Below are 18,057 nucleotides of genomic sequence, written 5' to 3'. Positions count from 1 at the left end.
CCGATGAGCGTCCGATGGGCCGTGGAGCCCGCCGAACCGCGCACGCCGGAGGCCGCCGCACTCCTCCGGCTCTACCTGGCCGAGATGATCAGTCGCTATTACCGGCGTCCGACCGATGACACCCAGATCGACCGATACCTTGCCGACGGACACGACAGTGACGATCTGGCCCCGCCCACCGGGCTGCTGCTGATCGCTCGCCGACGCGGTGAAGCCGTCGGCTGTATCGGAGTGCGCCGCCTCGACGCGGACACGGTGGAACTGACGCGCATGTTCGTCCACGCCGATGCCCGCGGGGCGGGCGGAGCCGCCGCATTACTTCGCTCGGCCGAAGCAGCCGCCCACAAGGTACACGCCCGCGGGATCCGGCTCACCACGCGCAACGATCTCGTGGAGGCCCGCGCCCTGTACGCGAAACACGGCTACAGCCCGATCCCTCCATATGGCGACGACCCTCTCGCCGACCATTGGTTCGAGAAGCGGTTGGCCGAGTAGTTCAGCGGCCGCTCAGAGGAGGTTCTGGGCGGTTCATCCGTGATGGGTGAGGTGGGGGTGGTGGGGCGGGTCTAGGGTCGCGGGGTCTGGGTCTGTGTCTTCGAGTCGAGGAGAGCCGATGCCTTTGCAGCCGATTGCTGATCTGCCCGTGGCGACCATCGGGTTCCGAGCCAGTGGGACGGTGACCGCTGACGACTATGCGACGGTGCTGGATCCGGCGATCCGGGATGCTGTCGAGCGGGAGGAGCCGGTCAATCTGGTGTATGTGCTGGGCGAGGAATTCGACGGGTACTCGCTGGGGGCGATGGCGAAGGATCTGGAGTTGGTGAAGGTGCCGCGGGATGCGTGGGGGCGGATCGCGCTGGTCACCGATCATCGGATGTTGGGCGAGGCTGTGCATCTGTTCGGGTTTCTGATTCCGGCGCAGGTGCGGGTGTTCGCGCTGGCCGACGAGAGTGATGCGCTCGCCTGGGTGCAGTGATCGCCGCGGCGTCGGCCGGGTGCGGGCCCGGCCGGCGGCAACCCGCTCCGGATCAGGCCGGGTAAAGGCCGCCGCCGTGGTAGCGGGTGGCGGCGTTCCACAGGAAGAAGCTGTCGATGCCCGCGTCTCGGGTGGCGTCGACCTGGGCGCGGAGTTCGGCGTCACCGTAGGTCACGCCGAGGCTGAAGTCCTGTAGCCACGGGGCCACTTTCGCACCCGTGCCCGCCGTGGCCGCCTTGAAGTCTTGTAGTGAGCGGAAGATGATGTCGTAGGGCTGCGCGTTGGGGTTGGCGACGCCGTATTCGCCGGGGCCCCAGTGCGACGGGTAGATCATCGGCGCGACGAAGTCGACGCTGCGGGCAATGAGCGGGATGTCCTGGGCGATCTCGTCCGGGCGGGTGGAAGCGATGCCGTACACCGCGGCGCTCAGGTGTGCGCCCGCGACGTGCACGGGGTAGCGACTCTCGGCGAGGAAGCCCGCGACCGCGGCGGCGGGGGTGTCGGTGAGACCCGCGAAACGCATGCTGTTCAGGCTGCCGTCGGGGCGGCGGACGTAGTCGTACATGATGCCGTCGAAGCCGAGTTCCGCCGCCTCCACCGCGAGAGCGATGTTGTATCGACGGACCTCGGGGTTGGCGAAATTGGTGAAGGCGATCGGGCCGTAGTGGCTGGAATAGGGTTGTCCGGAAGGATTCTGGACAACCCAGTCCGGCCGACCGTTGTGCCAGGCCCAGCCCGCGAGCGCCGGATCGCGGAAGGCGACGATGCGGCCGACCACCTGCAGGCCCATGTCGTGCAATTGCCGCAGGGCCGCCCGGGCATCGTAGATGGCCTCGGCGGCACCGGATTCGACGGCGAGCGGCACCTGGGAGGCGTAGCCGATCACGCCGTCCTCATCTTTGATGTCGAGCTGCACGGTGTCGATACGGCCCTCACGGGCCAGATCGAGGACAGCTTCGCGCAGCCCCTCGTGCGACCAGGCGAGGGCGGTGACGTGCACCGCGCGCATCCGCGGCAGCGTGCTCGACGTGACCGCGGTGCTGCTGGTCTGATTGCCGTCAGCGTCCGTCGCGACGACTTCGAAGGCGGGGGCCCATCGCACCGAGAGTTCGAATGTTCCGTCCGCGGCGGGGACCACCGAATCGGGACCGATGGAGACACGAGCCGCGTCGACGGCGGTGCCGCGCACCACGACCGGCGCGCGATAGGAACTCACCGGATCGGTCGGTGTCATCCGCAGCGTCGGCGCCACGGTGTCGGCGACCGACGATTCAGCGGATCTGCTCAGCGCGAATCCGGCTACCAGGGAGACGACCGACGACGCGAGGGCAATACCGATAACGGGGGCCATCCATCGCCGTCGATCGGCCGATCGGAGCTGCAATCCCAACGTCAACACCGCCTTCCAAAACCATTGACACGCCAACTATTTCGTATTTCCGACATGACGTACTCGGTATCGATAGATCGACTGTAATCCGTCGCCGCGGCGTAATATCGCATTGATGACGCGCGGTTCGAACACAATGTTGCTGCTCGCGTTCGCGACAGCCCTCGCGGCCTGTGCCACGGTGGACAACGACGCCGCTTCGGCGCGTCGACCAGCTGCCGTGCCAGCGACAACAGCGAAACCGGCACCGCCGAATCCGGCCGAAATCGCCGCCAACGAACTGGGATTCGTCCCGGTCCTGATGTATCACCAGATCACCGCGAACCCGGCAGGCGAATACGACCAGACCCCGGCGGAATTCCGGGACGAATTGGAACGGCTGTACCGCGAGGGCTATCGCCCGGTGACCGCCGCGCAATACATCTCCGGTGACATCGACCTGCCCGCCGGAACCCACCCGGTGGTTCTCACCTTCGACGATTCCACCGGCAGCCAACTCGCCTTCACCGACACCGGCGCGGTGGCCCCGGACACTGCCGCGGGCATTCTGGCCGAGTTCGGCGCCCGCTACCCCGACTTCCGGCCGGTGGCCACCTTCTACGTGAACAACGAGCCCTTCGGCGCAGACCCGCGCGCGTTGCCGTGGCTGGTGTCGAACGGCCACGAAATAGGGGCGCATACAGCCGATCACGCCAACCTCGCGAGCCTGGACGCCGATGGTGTGCAACGCGAACTGGTGCAGAACGTGCGCGCGGTGACCACGGCCGCGCCCGGTGTCGCCGTGCGCACCATGGCGCTACCACTCGGCATCCATCCTCGCGATCACGCGCTGGCCACGGCAGGCAGCTGGGACGGCACGCCGTACCGCTTCGACGCCGTGATGCTGGTGGGCTCCAACCCCGCCCCCGCCCCCTACGCCGCGGTCGACCCCGGCGGGGTGCCGCGCATCCGATCGGGCCGGGGTACGGTCCCGTTCGATTCGGGCTACTGGCTGGACTGGCTCGCCGCGAACCCGGACCAGCGCTACACCGCCGACGGCGATCCGGCGCGCATCTCCTTCACCCGGCAGCGCGCGACGGAACTCGACGCGCGCTGGCTGGATCGAGCCAACCCGTACTGATGCGGTGCGGGCCCTCGGCCGTGCGCGGCGGAAAACGCCGGCGCGTACTCAGGCGTCCGGTGTGAAGGCGAAGATCTCGCCGAGGCGCGTGGCGACGACGACTTCACCTTCCGGACCGATGGAGGTGCCCGTGGTGGTGCCGGTCGCGGCCGGCAGGGGGTCGGAGTCGACGGTGTTGCCGGTGGTGGTGTCGAAGGTGATCAGGCTCAGGCCCGCGCCGATGGCAGCGACGGTGTAGCCGATATCGCCCGCGGTTTGCGCCGAAGTGCCGCGCAGGGCGAGATCCTTGCGTTCCCAGACGATCTCGGCCTTGTCGTCGGTGGCGCGCAGCGCGGTCAGGTAGCCGTCGTCGCCCGCCGGGATGATCAGGTCTCCGGCCACGGAGATGCCGCCCCGGGGCGCCCACGGCAGTGGCTGGATCCAGCGGGTGGCGCCGTCGGCGGTGTTCAGGGCGATGAGGCGCTTGCTGTTGTCGCCGATGTAGACGGTGTCGCCGTCGGCGGAGAGGGCGGGGCTGGTCGCGCTGCCGCCGGTGAGGACTTCGGCGCTCCACTCCTGGGTCACGGCGCCGTCGGCGTAACGCATCGCGCGCAGGGCGGCGGCCTGCTTGCCCGGCTCCCACACGGTGACGAAGAAGCGACCGGTCGACGGATCGACGGCGGTGGTGTTGGCGACGGCGCAGCGGGGACCACCCGACCGGCAGTCGTCGAGCCCGTCGCCGGAGGCGGGACGGGTGAGACCGGGGTACTTCAGGAAATCGGGTTCGCCGAGCAACTGCAGGGTCGGCACCACACGACCGCCGGTCTGCCGGCTCAGCACGTCGACCTGGCCGGACTGCGTCACCGTCAGCACGTTGCCGTCGCCGGTGAACTGGATCGCCACCGGCACGCCGGCCACCGGGGTGCGCCACCGCGGCTGACCGAGGTAGTTGAACGAATTCACCGCGCCGTCGTCACCGACGTAGACATTGCTGACCCCGTCGAGCACGGTCGGCGCTTCGATCGTCGACGGTCCGAGCGGGTTGCAGAAGCGTTTGCGGCCGGTGAGCATCTGGAAGGAGAAGATCGCACAGTTGCCGGTGCTCGTGGTGACGAACATCTGGCCGTCGGCGCCGATCGTCAACGGCTGGGCGATCGGGCCGCCCACCGGACGAGACCAGCTCAGCGACATCGAGTTCGCCCCCGTCACCGGGCTGTTGCTCGCGTTGCTGCCGTCGTGATGCGTTGCGGGCCAGCCTTTTCCGGCGCCGACCGTGATGTCGTCCACATCTGTGCCGCACCCGGCCAGCGCCACCACACCGGCGGCAGCGAGCGAGGCAACGACGCGAGTCCGAGTTCGCACCTGCTGATCTCCCTGGGTAATCGGGGTATGGCACGGTAAGTGTGCCCTGCGAAAGTACTCTGTGTACCCGAGGACCGAATCCCCGGGGCAGGCCCGGTGGATCATGACGGGAGAGTAGTTCGTGACGAGCATGTGGGGTGCGCCGCTGAGCGCGCGCTGGCGTGGATCACGCCGCCGCGATCCGCAGCAGGCCCGATTTCTGACCAGGGAGTCGCTGCGGTGGGTGCTCGCCAACCGCGCCTACACCCCCTGGTACCTGGTGCGGTACTACCGGCTGGCCAAGTTCCGCCTGGCCAACCCGCATATCGTGCTGCGCGGAATGGTGTTCCTCGGCCGCAATGTGGAGATCCACGCGACCCCGGAACTCGCGCGCATGGAGATCGGCCGCTGGGTGCACATCGGCGACGGCAACGCCCTGCGCTGCCACGAGGGCTCGCTGCGCATCGGCGACAAGGTGGTGTTCGGCAAGGACAACGTCGTCAACACCTACCTCGACATCGAGATCGGTGAGTCGACCCTGGTCGCCGACTGGTGCTACATCTGCGACTTCGACCACCGCATGGACGACATCAACATGCCCATCAAGGATCAGGGCATCGTGAAGAGTCCCGTGCGCATCGGTCCCGACACGTGGATCGCGGCGAAGGTGACCGTCCTGCGCGACACCCGGGTCGGGCGCGGTTGTGTGCTGGGCGCGCACGCGGTGGTGCGTGGGGATGTCCCCGACTACAGCATCGCGGTCGGCGCTCCCGCCAAGGTCGTGAAGAACCGCAAGGTGGCGTGGGACGCCAGTGCCGAAGAGCGCGAGGCGTACATGGCCGCGCTGGCCGACATCGAGCGGAAGAAGAACGCCGCCGCTCAGTCCTGACCCTGTGCGATTCGGCCGGTTCACGCGAACCGGCCGAATCGGGCCGACGCGGCCGCCGGATGCGATGGTTTCTGTCGGTGCGGGTCGGTACCGTCAGCGGCGTGGAGAGCTATGCGGCGCTGCTGCGGGGGATCATGCCGACCAACCCGAACATGCGCAACGAGAAGCTGCGCGGAGTGTTCGAGGGGCTCGGCTTCGAGAAGGTCGCGTCGGTCCTCACCAGCGGCAACGTCGTATTCCGCACCGCCGACGACCCCGCCGACCTGGAAGAGCGCATCCAGCAGGCACTCAACGCCGAACTCGGCATCCCCGGCGGCACCATCATCCGGAGCCGTCCCGAACTGCGCGCGCTGCTCGACCGCGATCCGTTCGAAGGACTCCCCCACGAACGCGGCTCCTACCTCACCGTCACCTTCTTCAAAGCGACGATGCGCGAAGCCGACACCACAGCCTTCGACGACGACCCCCTCACCCGGGTCATCGGCTACGACCGCAAGGCCCGCGCCTTCCTCACCGTCATCGACAACAGCACCGGCAAGACCCCCGACTTCATGGCCCGCCTGGAGAAGACCTACGGCAAGGACATCACCACCCGCACCTGGCTCACGGTGCAGCGCGTGGTGAAGAAGATGGACGCCTGAACCGGTGACCGCGTGCGGGCGCCCAGCGGTCAGCGGGTGGGCGCGACCGCTCGGCAGAGGAAGACGACGCCGGCGCGGCCGATGCGGGTGATCACCAGGGTGTAGGGCGTCGAGCCCCGCTGTTTGAGCTTCTTGCGGAGGGCGTCGGGGTCGATGTCGACGCCGCGGATGAGGATTTCCAGCGCGCCGCAGTCCCGGCGGGACAGCTCCTGGCGCAGGGTCTTCTCACGGAGTTCGAATCGGCCTTCGATCCGAAAGCCGCGCATGCCGGTGGGGACCGTGTCGCCGGTGAGGTAGGCGATCTGTGGGTCCAGTTGCCAGAGGCCGTGTTCCGCGGCGAGGTGACGGACCAGGCCCGCGCGGACGACGGCGCCGTCGGGGTCGATGATCCACTCGCCGGGGGCGCGGTCGGGAATGTCGTCGGGGGCGGCGTCGGTGAGCGTGGTCGCGCCGCCGTGGGAGTTCAGGACGGTGGCGCGGCGGGTGACACCGGGCTCGGTGAGGCCGGGCGACCAGAGGCAGGCTTCACGGACGGCGCCGTCGAGGGAGACGATCTCCACCTCGCCGTCCCACCCGAGGCGGTCGAAATCCAGGCCGGGAGCGGACTTCACGGCGATATCGCGGCCCGCGTAGGCGGCGAGCAGATCCGGAAGGGGAGGTTGGAGTTTCGCGGGATCATAGGTGCGGCGGCCGTCGGCTCGACGAGCCGGATCAGCGATGATCACGGTGTCGCGCGTGGTCGGCACGAGCGCGTCGGCCCTGGCCAACACGATGTTTCGGCTGTCAGCCGCTGGGGCGGTATCCGAACCGGCCGCCGGGCCTCGACCCACCGCCGACACCGGCCCCACCCCGAGATTGTGGGCGGCCATGGCCAAACGGACATCGTCGAGATCGCTACCGAGCACCGCCGGACAGGCCGCCGCCAGCTCGGCCAGTTCCGCGCCGATCGAACAGGTCACGTCGTGCACCGCGCGACCGGCCAGGCGGGTCGCCCGATGCCGGGCGACGAGCGCGGGCGTGGCCTGTTGCAGCGCGTCGTCGGTGAACAACCATTCCCCCGCCGCGGGCAGCTTCCCCACGGCCTTACGGCGCAGCCGCACCGTCTCGATCAGGGCGGGCGCGAGCGCACCGTGTGAACGACGCACCTGCTCGATATCGCGCAGGTGCGTCGCGGTCGTCAGCTCCAGCCGGTCGACCTCGGCGAGCGCGGCACGGCCTGCCGCGCTGCCGAGATAGGCGACATCGTCGCGGCCGAAGCGATAGCCCACCTACTTCTGCGCCGCGCCCGGCTTCACGCCGGTGATCATCGCGTTGTAGAAGAACTCGCGCGGCACGACCTTGCGCAGCACGTTCTCGTCCAGCCAGCTCAGGCCCAGCCACGCGCGGTACTGCGCCAGGCGGTACGGCATGGTCAGCTTCTCGTCGGGGACGGCGGCTTCGAAGGTGCGCACCGGCCAGCCCCACAGGGCGGCGGCGAGTTCCTCGGTGGTGGCCTTCACATCGACGGCACCGGCCGACTTCGCCATCTTCTCGAGATCGCTCGGGTCGAAGGTGTGCAGGTCGACGACGGCCTCGAGCGCGGCGGCGCGGGAGGACTCGTCCAGCTCGGTCTGCGGACGGCGCCACTCCGACAGGAACGGCAGCTTGGTGATCTCGGTGGTCACCTTCCAGGTGGCCTGGCCGAGGCGACGGGCGTAAATGTTGCCGATGGTGGTGGGCTCACCGGCGAACACGAAGCGCCCGCCCGGCTTGAGCACGCGCAGGCACTCCTTGAGCGCCAGTTCCACGTCGGGGATGTGGTGCAGCACGGCGTGGCCACAGACCAGATCGAAGGTGTCGTCGTCGTACGGGATGGTCTCGGCATCGGCGACGCGACCGTCGACATCGAGGCCGAGGTGCTCGGCGTTGCGCAGCGCGACCTTCACCATGCCGGGCGAGAGGTCGGTGACCGAACCGGACTTGGCGACGCCACCCTGCATCAGGTTGAGCAGGAAGAATCCGGTGCCACAGCCCAGCTCGAGCGCACGCTCGTACGGCAGCGGGGCGGGGCCCACGGCGAGGTCGAACCGGCCGCGCGCATACGCGATACAGCGTTCGTCATAGGAGATCGACCACTTGTCGTCGTAGGTCTCCGCTTCCCAGTCGTGGTACAGGACCTGGGCGAGTTTGGTGTCTTTGCGCGCTGCTTCGACCTGGGCCGCGGTGGCGTGGGGGTTCGGCGCCGGGTCGTCGGGATGGACCGTCATGCAGGCCAGCCTAATATGTGCGCCCGGGCACGCCGCTGCTGGGACAAGAGACTGCTCTTTCCTGCACCCACGACCGGCCGCCGGGCTCCCGCGAGCGCGAGCCGCCGTCGGACCGGACAGCCGGTTCGCACCGCCCCAGCGCGGGATGGCTGGGAGGTTACCCGGGTTCTCGCAACACCGGCCCGCACGAAGTTAACCCAGGTTCCGGCGGTGTTGCTAGCGACCTGTGAAGGTCGCGGCGTTCGGTCCTTCCGCGGCGAAGGTACGGGTGCCGGTGCGGGCGTCGTGGGTGTCGAACAGGGCCGACCATTCGGTGACAGCGGTGGCGTGACCGTGCGGTCCGGACTCGAAAACCGCCTTGGCCGCGGCGAGGGCGCGGGGTGCGGCGGTGACGAACTGGGCGGCCCACGCGCGGGCCGCGGTGAGGACATCGTCGGGCGCGACGACCTCGTCGACCAGGCCGAGCTTCTCGGCTTCCTCGGCGCCGACGAAACGACCGGTGTAGACGAGATCCTTGGCCCGGCTCGCGCCGATGAGCAGCGAGAGCCTGCGGATGCCCGAGAGGGGAATCAGGCCGGCTTTGATCTGCGGCAGACCGAGTTTCACATTGTCGCCGACGATCCGGTGGTCGGCGCCGAGGGCCAGTTCGAGGCCGGCGCCGAGGCAGTAGCCGGTGATCGCGGCGACCGTGGGCTGCGGCACCCGGGTGAGACAGCCGAGCGCGGCCTGCAGATCGGCGGCCATGGCAGCGGCCTGTCCGGCGTCGAGTTCGGCCAGCTCCGCCATCTCGTCGCCGGCGCTGAACACCCGCTCGTCGCCGTAGACGATCAGCGCGGCGACCGCGGGGTGCTCGGCCACCGTGGCCGCCGCGGCTGCCACCTCACGGGCCAGCTGGGCGTCGACGAGGTTCAGCGGCGGACGATCGATGCGCAACAGCGCGACGCCACGGGTGGTCGGCTCGGCGGGCAGCTCGAGGGTCACGAATTCGGCCATGGGAGCAACCTACCGGCCGCCGAGCGCACCCAATTGCGGCAGCTCGTCGAAATACCGTTCGTTGTCGGGGAAGTCCGACAGCGGACGGCCGCCCGCCCCCGGCGAGTACTTCGGCATGATCGGCCGCACGACACGGTCGGCGGCCAGCGCGGCGGCGGTGTCGGCGAATCCGCACAGTGCGTCGAGCTGCGACCACGTCGGTGGCATCAGCACGTGTTCGCCTGCCCGCCAGCTCGCCAGGGCGTCCTGCGGCGTCCGCCAGGCCACGTGGGACGCCTCGGAGGTGGCGCCGTCGGCGATCTGGCCCTGCGGGAGCACCGCGACGAAGAAGCGGGTGTCGTAGCGCCGGGGTTCGGCCTCCGGCGTGATCCAGTTCGACCACGGACGGAGCAGGTCGGCGCGCAGCACCAAGCCCTCGGCCGCGAGGAAATCGGCGAGCGACAATTCGCGGCGCTCGAGCTTGCCGCGAGCCTCGCGATAGCGCGCCGAGTCGTCGACGACGGAATCGGCGGTGGGTCCGGCCAGCAGCACGCCGCATTCCTCGAACGTTTCCCGCACGGCAGCGGCGACGAGCGCCTGCGCGGTCTGTTCGTCGGTGGCGAAACGCTCGGCCCACCAGGCGGGCTCGGGGCCTGTCCAGGCGATATCGGCCGTCCCGTCGGCGGCGTCGACGCCACCGCCGGGGAACACCGTCACCCCGGCCGCGAACGCCATCCCCTTGACCCGGCGCTGCAGGAACACCTCGATACCCGCTTCGCCGTCACGCACCAGCATCACGGTCGACGCGTCCCGCACCAGGACCCCGGACTCACTCATATCGTTCCTCTCCACCACCGAACCGCGTGCCCGGCGACCACCGATCTGCCGACCGGACCGGCCGCCCTCCTTCGAGCGCGGCCCTTCCAGCACCCTAACGCCCGCTTGGTCGACCGTGAGCCGGGATTCCCGGCGATCGGACGCCCACCGGGTCGGCCCGGCCGCCGGTACGCGAAATCTGTGCCCGCGGGTCAGTGCGACGAGGCCGCGCTCAGTTGCGGCGCCGATGCCCGCCCGAACGACGAGCCCGCCGCGCGAACCATCGCCCGTCGACCCGGTCGAGCGCGATGGACTGGCTGAAGGCGTTGCTCAGATTCGCGGCGGTGAGGACATCGCCCAGCAGACCTTGGCCGACCACCTCACCCTCCTTGAGGAGCAGCGCGTGGGTGAAGCCGGGCGGGATCTCCTCGACGTGATGGGTCACCAGCACCATCGCGGGCGCGTCGGGGTCGGCGGCGAGATCGCCGAGACGCTCGACGAGTTCCTCACGCCCGCCCAGGTCGAGGCCCGCGGCCGGTTCGTCGAGCAGCAGCAGTTCCGGATCGGTCATCAGGGCGCGCGCGATGAGCACCCGCTTGCGTTCACCTTCGGACAGGGTGCCGTAGGTGCGGTCGGAAAGGTGTTCGGCGCCGAGGGTTTCCAGCATGTCGACGGCACGTTCGGTATCGATGTCCTCGTAGCGTTCACGCCAGCGGCCGAGCACCGCGTAGCCGGCCGAGACCACCAGGTCACTGACCCTCTCGTCCACCGGGATGCGGCTGGCCACCGCCGCCGAGGACAATCCGATCCGTGGCCGCAATTCGGTGACGTCGACGCGACCGAGCGTCTCCCCCAGCAGATTCGCGTTACCGGAGGTCGGATGGAGTTCGGCGGCGGCCATTCTCAGCAGCGAGGTCTTGCCCGCGCCGTTCGGGCCGAGCACCACCCAGCGTTCGTCGAGCTCTACTTGCCAGGAGACCGGGCCGACCAGGGTTCGGCCCGAGCGACGGATGGTCACGTCGGAGAAGTCGATGAGCAAATCGGGATCGGGTTGCGACACGCGCTCCATCTTGGCCCACGCGGGCTCTCAGCGCAGCGACCGGCCCGTGCGAGATTCGTCGATCCTGGTCGCCGACGGGTCACCCGTGCTGCGACCATCGCCGCGCAACATCCGCGCGGCGACGAAGGAGACCGGCACCGACAGCGCGACCCAGACGATCAGGATCACCACAATCGTCGTCATCATCGCGGAACCTCCCTGTACCTCGACGTGCTCGGCTGTCGGTTACGTATACCCGCGAGCCGCCGCCGCCACACCGCGTTGTCGCGGCGAGTCGCGAAAACCGCCATCCAACTGCCGGATTCGGGACGCGCGTGTCGAGGCGATCACTCCCGTGGCGGCACCGCGATCACCGTCATCGAACCGGGCGCCACCTCGGTGAAACCGGCGTCGCGCACGGCGACCGCACGACCCGCCGCCACCTCGGCCACCAAGCCCGCCCACTGCTGTGCGCCGGCGTCGCGCACCGCGCAGCGGAACTCGCGGCCCGCCCACGCGGCCGCCGCGTCCACCGGCAGCGCACCCGCGAGCAGCATGCTCGCGTGCCCGACCTGCGCGGCCGCCTTGCCCACCGACATCTCCAGCGCCGCGTTCACCCACAGCACCGGCGATGCCGGATCCGCCGGGCCCGGCTCGTCGTGGTCGAGATCGGTGCCGCCGATCTGGAGTTTGCGCAGACGCGGATCGATCTCCCCGACCGGGCCGGGGACGAACGCACGGGCCTGCGCGCCGTCGACCTCGACCGTCACCCCGTCGACGTCTCCCGCTGCCACCCACTGCGCACCGCGCGCCCGCCGGGCGACCTTCCTGATCCGCGACCGCTTCCACGCGAGGTAGCGCGGCTCCCACTCCCCGCCCGGCCCCGACCGCGGGTCCAGGCACACCGCGACCGCCGCGGCGGCGGCCGCTTCCAGCAGTGCGCTGCGGGCGGGCGGGTCAGCCTTGGGGATGTGCAACACCATCTGCATCGCCTGCACCATCGCCGGGTCGCCGGGGTCACCGCCGCCGCCGTAGCCCTGGGCCAATTCCGCGTGCCGAGCGGCGAATTCGGCCGCCTCGTCGCGGGCCGGGGCCGCGGCCTGCTCCTCGGTTTCCAACCCACTACCCATGCCACAACACCCATTCGATCGACACCAGTCCGCCCGCCAGCCTAATAGTGCGGCGCGTGGCCATCCCGGGTTCTCCCGCCTCACCGACGGCGAACGCGGTCTCGCGCCGACCCGGCTCAGTTCACCCGGACATCCACCATGAAGGTCGGCTCCGGGCCGATAGACGGTTCGCTGGCCGGCCCGTACGTGAACTGCAGCGAGGTGACACCACGCTCGATCGCCCGGAACGGCCACACCGTGGCGTTGCCCTCGCTGGTCGGCCCACCGTCGGCCATCAGGATGCCCTTCTCGGCGTTGACCATGCCCCACTCGCCGGTCGACGCGGGATTCTGCGGCAGGCGCACCAGCAGGCGCTGACCCACCGTGGCCACGACCGTGCTGCCGTTGGCGGTCTGTTCGATCAACAGCGGCTCGGCCGCGGACTGCGGAACGGCGGTCGGCTCGAGGGTGACGTCATAGGTTTCGGTCTTGTCGCCGCATCCGGCGGTCACTGCGCCGAGACCCGCCAGGGCGACCAGGACGAGAAAAGACCTGCGCACAACAACCTCCCGGTGACGAGCGGTGACGACGTGCCTGTGCCGTCACTCTACGTCGGTGAGGTCGCGATGCCGCGTGACGCTACCGGCCGAGCAGCGGAACCCGCCGCACACCGCCGTCGCGCGCGTCGGCCGCTTCCACCTCGTCGCGGGTGACGCCGAGAATGAACAGCACCGCGTCCAGGTAGGGGTGCGACAGCGCCGTGTCGGCCACCTCGCGCAGCGCGGGCTTGGCGTTGAACGCCACACCGAGCCCGGCCGCGTTGAGCATGTCGATGTCGTTGGCGCCGTCACCGACCGCGACGGTCTGCTCCATCGGCACCCCCGCCTCGGCCGCGAACTTGCGTAGCGCGGTCGCCTTGAACGCCCGGTCGACGATTTCGCCGACGACGCGCCCGGTGAGCTTGCCGTCGACGATCTCCAGGGTGTTGGCCTGCACGAAATCGAGTTCCAGCTCGTGTGCGAGCGGCTCGATCACCTGCCGGAATCCACCGGAGACCACACCGCAACGGAAGCCGAGCCTGCGCAGGGTACGAATCGTGGTGCGCGCGCCCGGGGTGAGTTCGATCCGCTCGGCAACCTCCTCGATCACCGACTCGTCGAGGCCTTCGAGGGTGGCCACGCGCTGCCGCAGCGATTCGGCGAAGTCGAGCTCGCCGCGCATCGCGGCCTCGGTGACCTCGCGGACCTGGTCCTCGACGCCGGCGTGCGCGGCCAGCATCTCGATCACCTCGCCGGTGATCAGCGTGGAGTCCACGTCGAACACGATGAGGCGCTTGGCCCGGCGGGCCAGCCCGGCCCGTTCCACCGCGATGTCGACCTGTTCGGCGACGGCCACCTCGGCCAGTGCGGTGCGCAGCCGCGCGTCGCCTTCGTCGCTGGTGTCGGTCGCGGTGACCATCAGTTCCATCCCGGTCACCGGGTAGTCGGCGATGCCACGGATGGAGTCGATATTGGCGCCACCGGTGGCGAGTTCACGCGAGATCGCGCTGAATGCCTTCGCGGTGACCGGGGCGCCGAGCACCACCACCGCGTGGGTGGACATCGGCGGCTTGCCGATCTGCGCGTCCACGGACACGTCGACCTGCATGCCGACGGTGTTCATCGCCTCTTCGAGTTCGTCCTGCAACGCCTCGGGGTCGTTGGGGCACGACACCAGCACCCCGAGGGTGAGTCGGCCCCTGATCACCACCTGCTCCACGTCCAGCAGGCTCACCTGGTGCCGGGACAACGTCGCCAGCAGCACCGAGGTGACGCCCGGTCGGTCGGGGCCGGTGACGGTCACGAGAACTGTGGTGTCAGCCAAGTCGATCTGCTCCGTTCGAATACCCACAAAAAGAGTGTGCACCTGCTGGTCTGTCAGCAGGTGCACACCCTGTCGTTCGGTGGTGTCTTACTTCTTCGCGAGCGCGCCTTCGGACACGTGCGTGCTGTGCTTACCCGAGCCCCAGCCCACGTGCGCTTCGGCCTTCATCCGCTCGACCATGTGCGGGTAGTGCAGCTCGAACGCGGGGCGCTCGGACCGGATGCGCGGCAGCTCGTAGAAGTTGTGGCGCGGCGGCGGGCAGGTGGTGGCCCACTCGAGGGAGTTGCCGTAGCCCCACGGGTCGTCGACCGTGACGACCTCGCCGTAGCGGTAGCTCTTGAAGACGTTCCAGATGAACGGCAGCATCGACGAGCCCAGGATGAACGCACCGATCGTGGAGATCGTGTTCAGCGTGGTGAAACCGTCGGACGGCAGGTAGTCGGCGTAGCGACGCGGCATGCCCTCGGCGCCCAGCCAGTGCTGCACCAGGAAGGTGGTGTGGAAGCCGACGAAGGTGGTCCAGAAGTGCCACTTGCCCAGACGCTCGTCCATCATGCGGCCGGTGATCTTCGGGAACCAGAAGTAGATACCGGCGAAGGTCGCGAACACGATGGTGCCGAAGAGCACGTAGTGGAAGTGCGCCACGACGAAGTACGAGTCGGTGACGTGGAAGTCCAGCGGCGGCGAGGCCAGGATGACGCCCGACAGACCACCGAAGAGGAAGGTCACCAGGAAGCCGATCGACCACAGCATCGGTGTCTCGAACGTCAGCTGACCGCGCCACATGGTGCCGATCCAGTTGAAGAACTTCACACCGGTCGGGACCGCGATGAGGAAGGTCATGAAGGAGAAGTACGGCAGCAGCACGGCGCCGGTGGCGTACATGTGGTGCGCCCACACCGCGATCGACAGCGCCGCGATACCGAGCGTCGCGTAGACCAGCGTGGTGTAACCGAAGATCGGTTTACGGCTGAACACCGGGAAGATCTCGGACACGATGCCGAAGAACGGCAGCGCGATGATGTAGACCTCGGGGTGGCCGAAGAACCAGAACAGGTGCTGGTAGAGCAGGATGCCGCCGGTGGCCGGGTCGTAGATGTGGCCGCCCAGGTGGCGGTCGTAGGCCAGACCGAACAGCGCCGCGGTGAGCAGCGGGAACGCGAGCAGCACCAGGACCGAGGTGACCGCGATGTTCCAGGTGAAGATCGGCATGCGGAACATGGTCATACCGGGTGCGCGCAGGCAGACCACGGTGGTGAGCATGTTGACGCCACCGAGGATGGTGCCGAGACCGGACACGGCCAGGCCCAGGATCCACAGGTCGGTGCCGACGCCGGGCGAGTGCAGGATGTCGGTGAGCGGCACGTACGCCGTCCAGCCGAAGTCCGCGGCGCCACCGGGGGTCACGAAGCCCGCGGTCGCCATGGAGCCACCGAACAGGTACAGCCAGTAGCTGAACGCGTTCAGTCGCGGGAAGGCGACGTCGGGGGCGCCGATCTGCAGCGGCAGGATGATGTTGGCGAAGCCGAACACGATCGCCGTCGCGTAGAACAGCAGCATGATGGTGCCGTGCATGGTGAACAGCTGGTTGAACTGCTCGGGCGAGAGGAACTGCAGACCCGGACGGGCCAACTCGGCGCGCATCAGCAGCGCCATGAGTCCGCCGACCAGGAAGAAGCTGATCGCCGTCACCAAGTACATGGTGCCGAGCACCTTGGGGTCGGTGGTGGTGACCGCCTTGTAGAGGAACGAGCCCTTCGGACCGGTCCGGGCCGGATACGGTCGAGTCGCTTCCAACTGAGGGACTGGCCTGGGCTCTACCGCAGTCACTGATCCTCCTGAAGATGCCTGTACGTCACTCGCAGAGCCGGCCGCGCCTCGATGACGGACAGCAGCAGACATGCGTTGGAGTGAATCGTAAACCGTGCTGCCGCAGCATTCCGCGCGGGTCCTACTCTGTGTCGTATTCGGCGCGCCGTAGTTCGCGATCCCGATCTTCCTCCGCAGGTCGCGTGGGTGCAACGGTTGTCGGCGATGACTTTTCGGCGGTCGGCGCGTCATGATCGATGCCGACGCACGAACATGCCGGCGTCGCTGACGCGCTACCCCTTCAGCCGAGGAGAAGTCATGTCGTTCAGCCCGAAACCCGGTGATCCCACCTGGGTCGACCTCTACACGACCGATCTCGACCGCGCGATCGCCTTCTACGGCGAACTGTTCGGCTGGACCGCCGAACGCGGCGGTGAGGAATTCGGCGGCTACACCACCTTGCGCAAGGACGGGCGGGCGGTGGCGGGCGCGATGGGCCGCCACGACGACCCCGGCGACCCCTACCCCGACCGCTGGACCGTCTACCTGGACTCCCCCGATGCCCTGGCGACGACCGCCGCGGCGAGCACCGCGGGCGGCGCGGTGATCGTCGAGCCGATGGCGATCGCCGATCTCGGTGCGATGGCGGTGCTCGCCGATGTCGGCGGAATCGGTGTGGGTGTCTGGCAGGCCGACACCTTCGCCGGTTTCGACGCGGTCGGCCTCGTCGCCGACGGGACCTGGACCGACCACGTCGGTGTGCCGTCCTGGTTCGAGCTGATGACCCGCGCCTACGACGAGTCCCTGGTCTTCTACCGCGACGTCTTCGGCTGGCGCGACACCCTGACGATCGCCGATACCGCGGACTTCCGCTACACCACCATCCACGCCGTTCCCCCGATGGGCGGCGGCGTCCTCGACGCCAACGGGCATCTCACCGAGGGCGTACCCGGCTCGTGGACGGTCTATTTCGGCGCCGACGACGTCGACAAGTCCGCCGAACAGGCGGTGGCCCTCGGCGGCACCATCGCCTTCGAACCGATGAACACCCCCTACGGCCGCCTCGCCGGCCTGATCGACCCCACCGGCGCGCATTTCAGCATCGGCGGAAACGCCCGCTGAGGCGAACCCACGGCGGTGGGTGGCGCGTGCACGAGGCCGCCACCGCCGGGATTCGCCCACCCAGGGGTGGTATACGCACCCCCTGGGAGTCGGCGCATCAACGCTGGGGTTGCTGTCGGATCCCCCTCCCGAAGACGAGATTAGAGGTGTACCCACAGACACCCGCCGAACCTTCGAGGGGAACACGATGAGCACCCTGGTCACCGCACCCGCCGACAACGTCATCCCGATGCGCAGCCGCTCCGGCGCACCGATCGCCGCCGGTCATCTCGCCGACGCCGACCTGGATCGTTGGGCGAACCGCCTGGCCCGGCTGCTGCTCACCCGCGGCGCCTCCGCGGGCGAGCGGATCGCCCTCGCCGTGGCCCCCCGGATCGAATCGGTCGTCGCCGAGGCCGCGGTCCGCAAGATCGGTGCGATTCCGGTGTCGCCGACCGAGGGCGCGTCCACCGCCCCCGACGCCGGATTCGGGATCACCACCCGGGCGGGCCGGGCCGACCTCGCCGACGGCATCGACTGGCTGGTGCTCGACGATCGCTCGACTCTGCAGCGCTATCTGGTCAGCTCCGACGCGCCGCTGGGGGCCACGGAACTGCGCGCAGTCTCCTGAACCCATTCCGATGCGCTCGATACAGGTCCAGAATGAACATAGAGCGCAGTACGCAACGGCGAGTACTACCTACCAGGTGGCTACCCGGCGGTCGGGAACCAGAGGTGAACGCCCAGATCCAGACATGAGAATGCA

General features: G+C 68.9%; 19 protein-coding genes. 7 read left to right on the top strand and 12 right to left on the bottom strand.

Features of this window, described 5'->3' with window-relative positions; all coding sequences use genetic code 11:
• Positions 1 to 3 precede the first annotated feature (3 nt).
• Together ACFWFP_RS01470 and ACFWFP_RS01465 are read left to right on the top strand one after the other, a co-directional pair.
• Entirely contained in the window at positions 4 to 495 is a 492-nt protein-coding gene (locus tag ACFWFP_RS01470) for a GNAT family N-acetyltransferase (protein ID WP_379292569.1), read from the top strand.
• Between the two features lie 118 nt (positions 496 to 613).
• Positions 614 to 976: an STAS/SEC14 domain-containing protein gene (locus ACFWFP_RS01465; RefSeq protein WP_379292568.1), complete on the top strand. Its 363-nt coding sequence runs from the start codon at positions 614 to 616 to the stop codon at positions 974 to 976.
• A gap of 52 nt (positions 977 to 1,028) precedes the next feature.
• Here ACFWFP_RS01465 and ACFWFP_RS01460 read toward each other — a convergent pair whose 3' ends face one another.
• Positions 1,029 to 2,327, bottom strand: a complete 1,299-nt coding sequence (locus ACFWFP_RS01460) for a putative glycoside hydrolase (RefSeq protein ID WP_379292567.1) — start codon at positions 2,325 to 2,327, stop codon at positions 1,029 to 1,031.
• 154 nt (positions 2,328 to 2,481) lie between these two features.
• Here ACFWFP_RS01460 and ACFWFP_RS01455 point away from each other — a divergent pair, with 154 nt between their 5' ends.
• Positions 2,482 to 3,486 carry a polysaccharide deacetylase family protein gene (locus ACFWFP_RS01455; protein ID WP_379292566.1) on the top strand — a complete coding sequence of 335 codons (1,005 nt, stop codon included), beginning with the start codon at positions 2,482 to 2,484 and terminating at the stop codon, positions 3,484 to 3,486.
• 48 nt (positions 3,487 to 3,534) lie between these two features.
• Here the strand turns inward: ACFWFP_RS01455 and ACFWFP_RS01450 are convergent, their stop codons facing one another.
• Positions 3,535 to 4,827: a PQQ-binding-like beta-propeller repeat protein gene (locus ACFWFP_RS01450; RefSeq protein ID WP_379292564.1), complete on the bottom strand. Its 1,293-nt coding sequence runs from the start codon at positions 4,825 to 4,827 to the stop codon at positions 3,535 to 3,537.
• A 121-nt stretch (positions 4,828 to 4,948) separates the two neighbouring features.
• Here ACFWFP_RS01450 and ACFWFP_RS01445 point away from each other — a divergent pair, with 121 nt between their 5' ends.
• The gene (locus ACFWFP_RS01445) at positions 4,949 to 5,695 is read left to right on the top strand and encodes an acyltransferase (protein ID WP_379292563.1); all 747 of its coding nucleotides are present in this window, start codon (positions 4,949 to 4,951) and stop codon (positions 5,693 to 5,695) included.
• Positions 5,696 to 5,796: 101 nt separating this feature from the next.
• Positions 5,797 to 6,336 (top strand): DUF1697 domain-containing protein, encoded by a 540-nt coding sequence (locus ACFWFP_RS01440; RefSeq protein WP_379292562.1) that lies wholly within the window; start codon positions 5,797 to 5,799, stop codon positions 6,334 to 6,336.
• Between the two features lie 29 nt (positions 6,337 to 6,365).
• Here ACFWFP_RS01440 and ACFWFP_RS01435 read toward each other — a convergent pair whose 3' ends face one another.
• The 10 genes from ACFWFP_RS01435 to ctaD all read right to left on the bottom strand — a co-directional run bounded on the left by ACFWFP_RS01435 (position 6,366) and on the right by ctaD (position 16,211).
• Complete coding sequence (locus tag ACFWFP_RS01435) at positions 6,366 to 7,604, bottom strand: class I SAM-dependent methyltransferase (RefSeq protein ID WP_379292561.1); 1,239 nt, start codon at positions 7,602 to 7,604, stop codon at positions 6,366 to 6,368.
• Positions 7,605 to 8,582, bottom strand: a complete 978-nt coding sequence (locus ACFWFP_RS01430; protein ID WP_379292560.1) for a class I SAM-dependent methyltransferase — start codon at positions 8,580 to 8,582, stop codon at positions 7,605 to 7,607.
• A 216-nt stretch (positions 8,583 to 8,798) separates the two neighbouring features.
• Positions 8,799 to 9,575 carry an enoyl-CoA hydratase-related protein gene (locus ACFWFP_RS01425; RefSeq protein WP_379292559.1) on the bottom strand — a complete coding sequence of 259 codons (777 nt, stop codon included), beginning with the start codon at positions 9,573 to 9,575 and terminating at the stop codon, positions 8,799 to 8,801.
• 9 nt (positions 9,576 to 9,584) lie between these two features.
• Positions 9,585 to 10,391, bottom strand: coding sequence for an NUDIX hydrolase (locus tag ACFWFP_RS01420; protein ID WP_379292558.1), 807 nt, complete (start codon positions 10,389 to 10,391; stop codon positions 9,585 to 9,587).
• 211 nt (positions 10,392 to 10,602) lie between these two features.
• On the bottom strand, positions 10,603 to 11,439 hold the full coding sequence (locus ACFWFP_RS01415; protein WP_379292557.1) for an ABC transporter ATP-binding protein: 837 nt from the start codon (positions 11,437 to 11,439) through the stop codon (positions 10,603 to 10,605).
• 18 nt (positions 11,440 to 11,457) lie between these two features.
• Positions 11,458 to 11,616 (bottom strand): hypothetical protein, encoded by a 159-nt coding sequence (locus ACFWFP_RS01410; RefSeq protein WP_379292556.1) that lies wholly within the window; start codon positions 11,614 to 11,616, stop codon positions 11,458 to 11,460.
• Positions 11,617 to 11,756: 140 nt separating this feature from the next.
• Positions 11,757 to 12,539, bottom strand: a complete 783-nt coding sequence (locus ACFWFP_RS01405) for a peptidyl-tRNA hydrolase (protein ID WP_379292555.1) — start codon at positions 12,537 to 12,539, stop codon at positions 11,757 to 11,759.
• Positions 12,540 to 12,655: 116 nt separating this feature from the next.
• Positions 12,656 to 13,078, bottom strand: coding sequence for a hypothetical protein (locus ACFWFP_RS01400; protein ID WP_379292554.1), 423 nt, complete (start codon positions 13,076 to 13,078; stop codon positions 12,656 to 12,658).
• A 79-nt stretch (positions 13,079 to 13,157) separates the two neighbouring features.
• Entirely contained in the window at positions 13,158 to 14,387 is a 1,230-nt protein-coding gene (gene serB / locus ACFWFP_RS01395; protein WP_379293716.1) for a phosphoserine phosphatase SerB, read from the bottom strand.
• Positions 14,388 to 14,468: 81 nt separating this feature from the next.
• Positions 14,469 to 16,211, bottom strand: a complete 1,743-nt coding sequence (ctaD, locus tag ACFWFP_RS01390) for a cytochrome c oxidase subunit I (protein WP_378991529.1) — start codon at positions 16,209 to 16,211, stop codon at positions 14,469 to 14,471.
• Positions 16,212 to 16,508: 297 nt separating this feature from the next.
• On the opposite strand from ctaD, the gene ACFWFP_RS01385 reads away from it, so the two are divergent.
• Positions 16,509 to 17,312, top strand: a complete 804-nt coding sequence (locus ACFWFP_RS01385) for a VOC family protein (RefSeq protein ID WP_379292553.1) — start codon at positions 16,509 to 16,511, stop codon at positions 17,310 to 17,312.
• Between the two features lie 187 nt (positions 17,313 to 17,499).
• Positions 17,500 to 17,922: a hypothetical protein gene (locus tag ACFWFP_RS01380; protein WP_379292552.1), complete on the top strand. Its 423-nt coding sequence runs from the start codon at positions 17,500 to 17,502 to the stop codon at positions 17,920 to 17,922.
• Positions 17,923 to 18,057: the final 135 nt, after the last annotated feature.

The sequence above is a fragment of the Nocardia sp. NPDC060249 genome (assembly GCF_042728755.1).
In the GTDB taxonomy this organism is placed as follows: Bacteria; Actinomycetota; Actinomycetes; order Mycobacteriales; family Mycobacteriaceae; genus Nocardia.
Note: the sequence above shows the minus strand (reverse complement) of the source record. Positions and strands in the feature narration are given on the sequence as shown.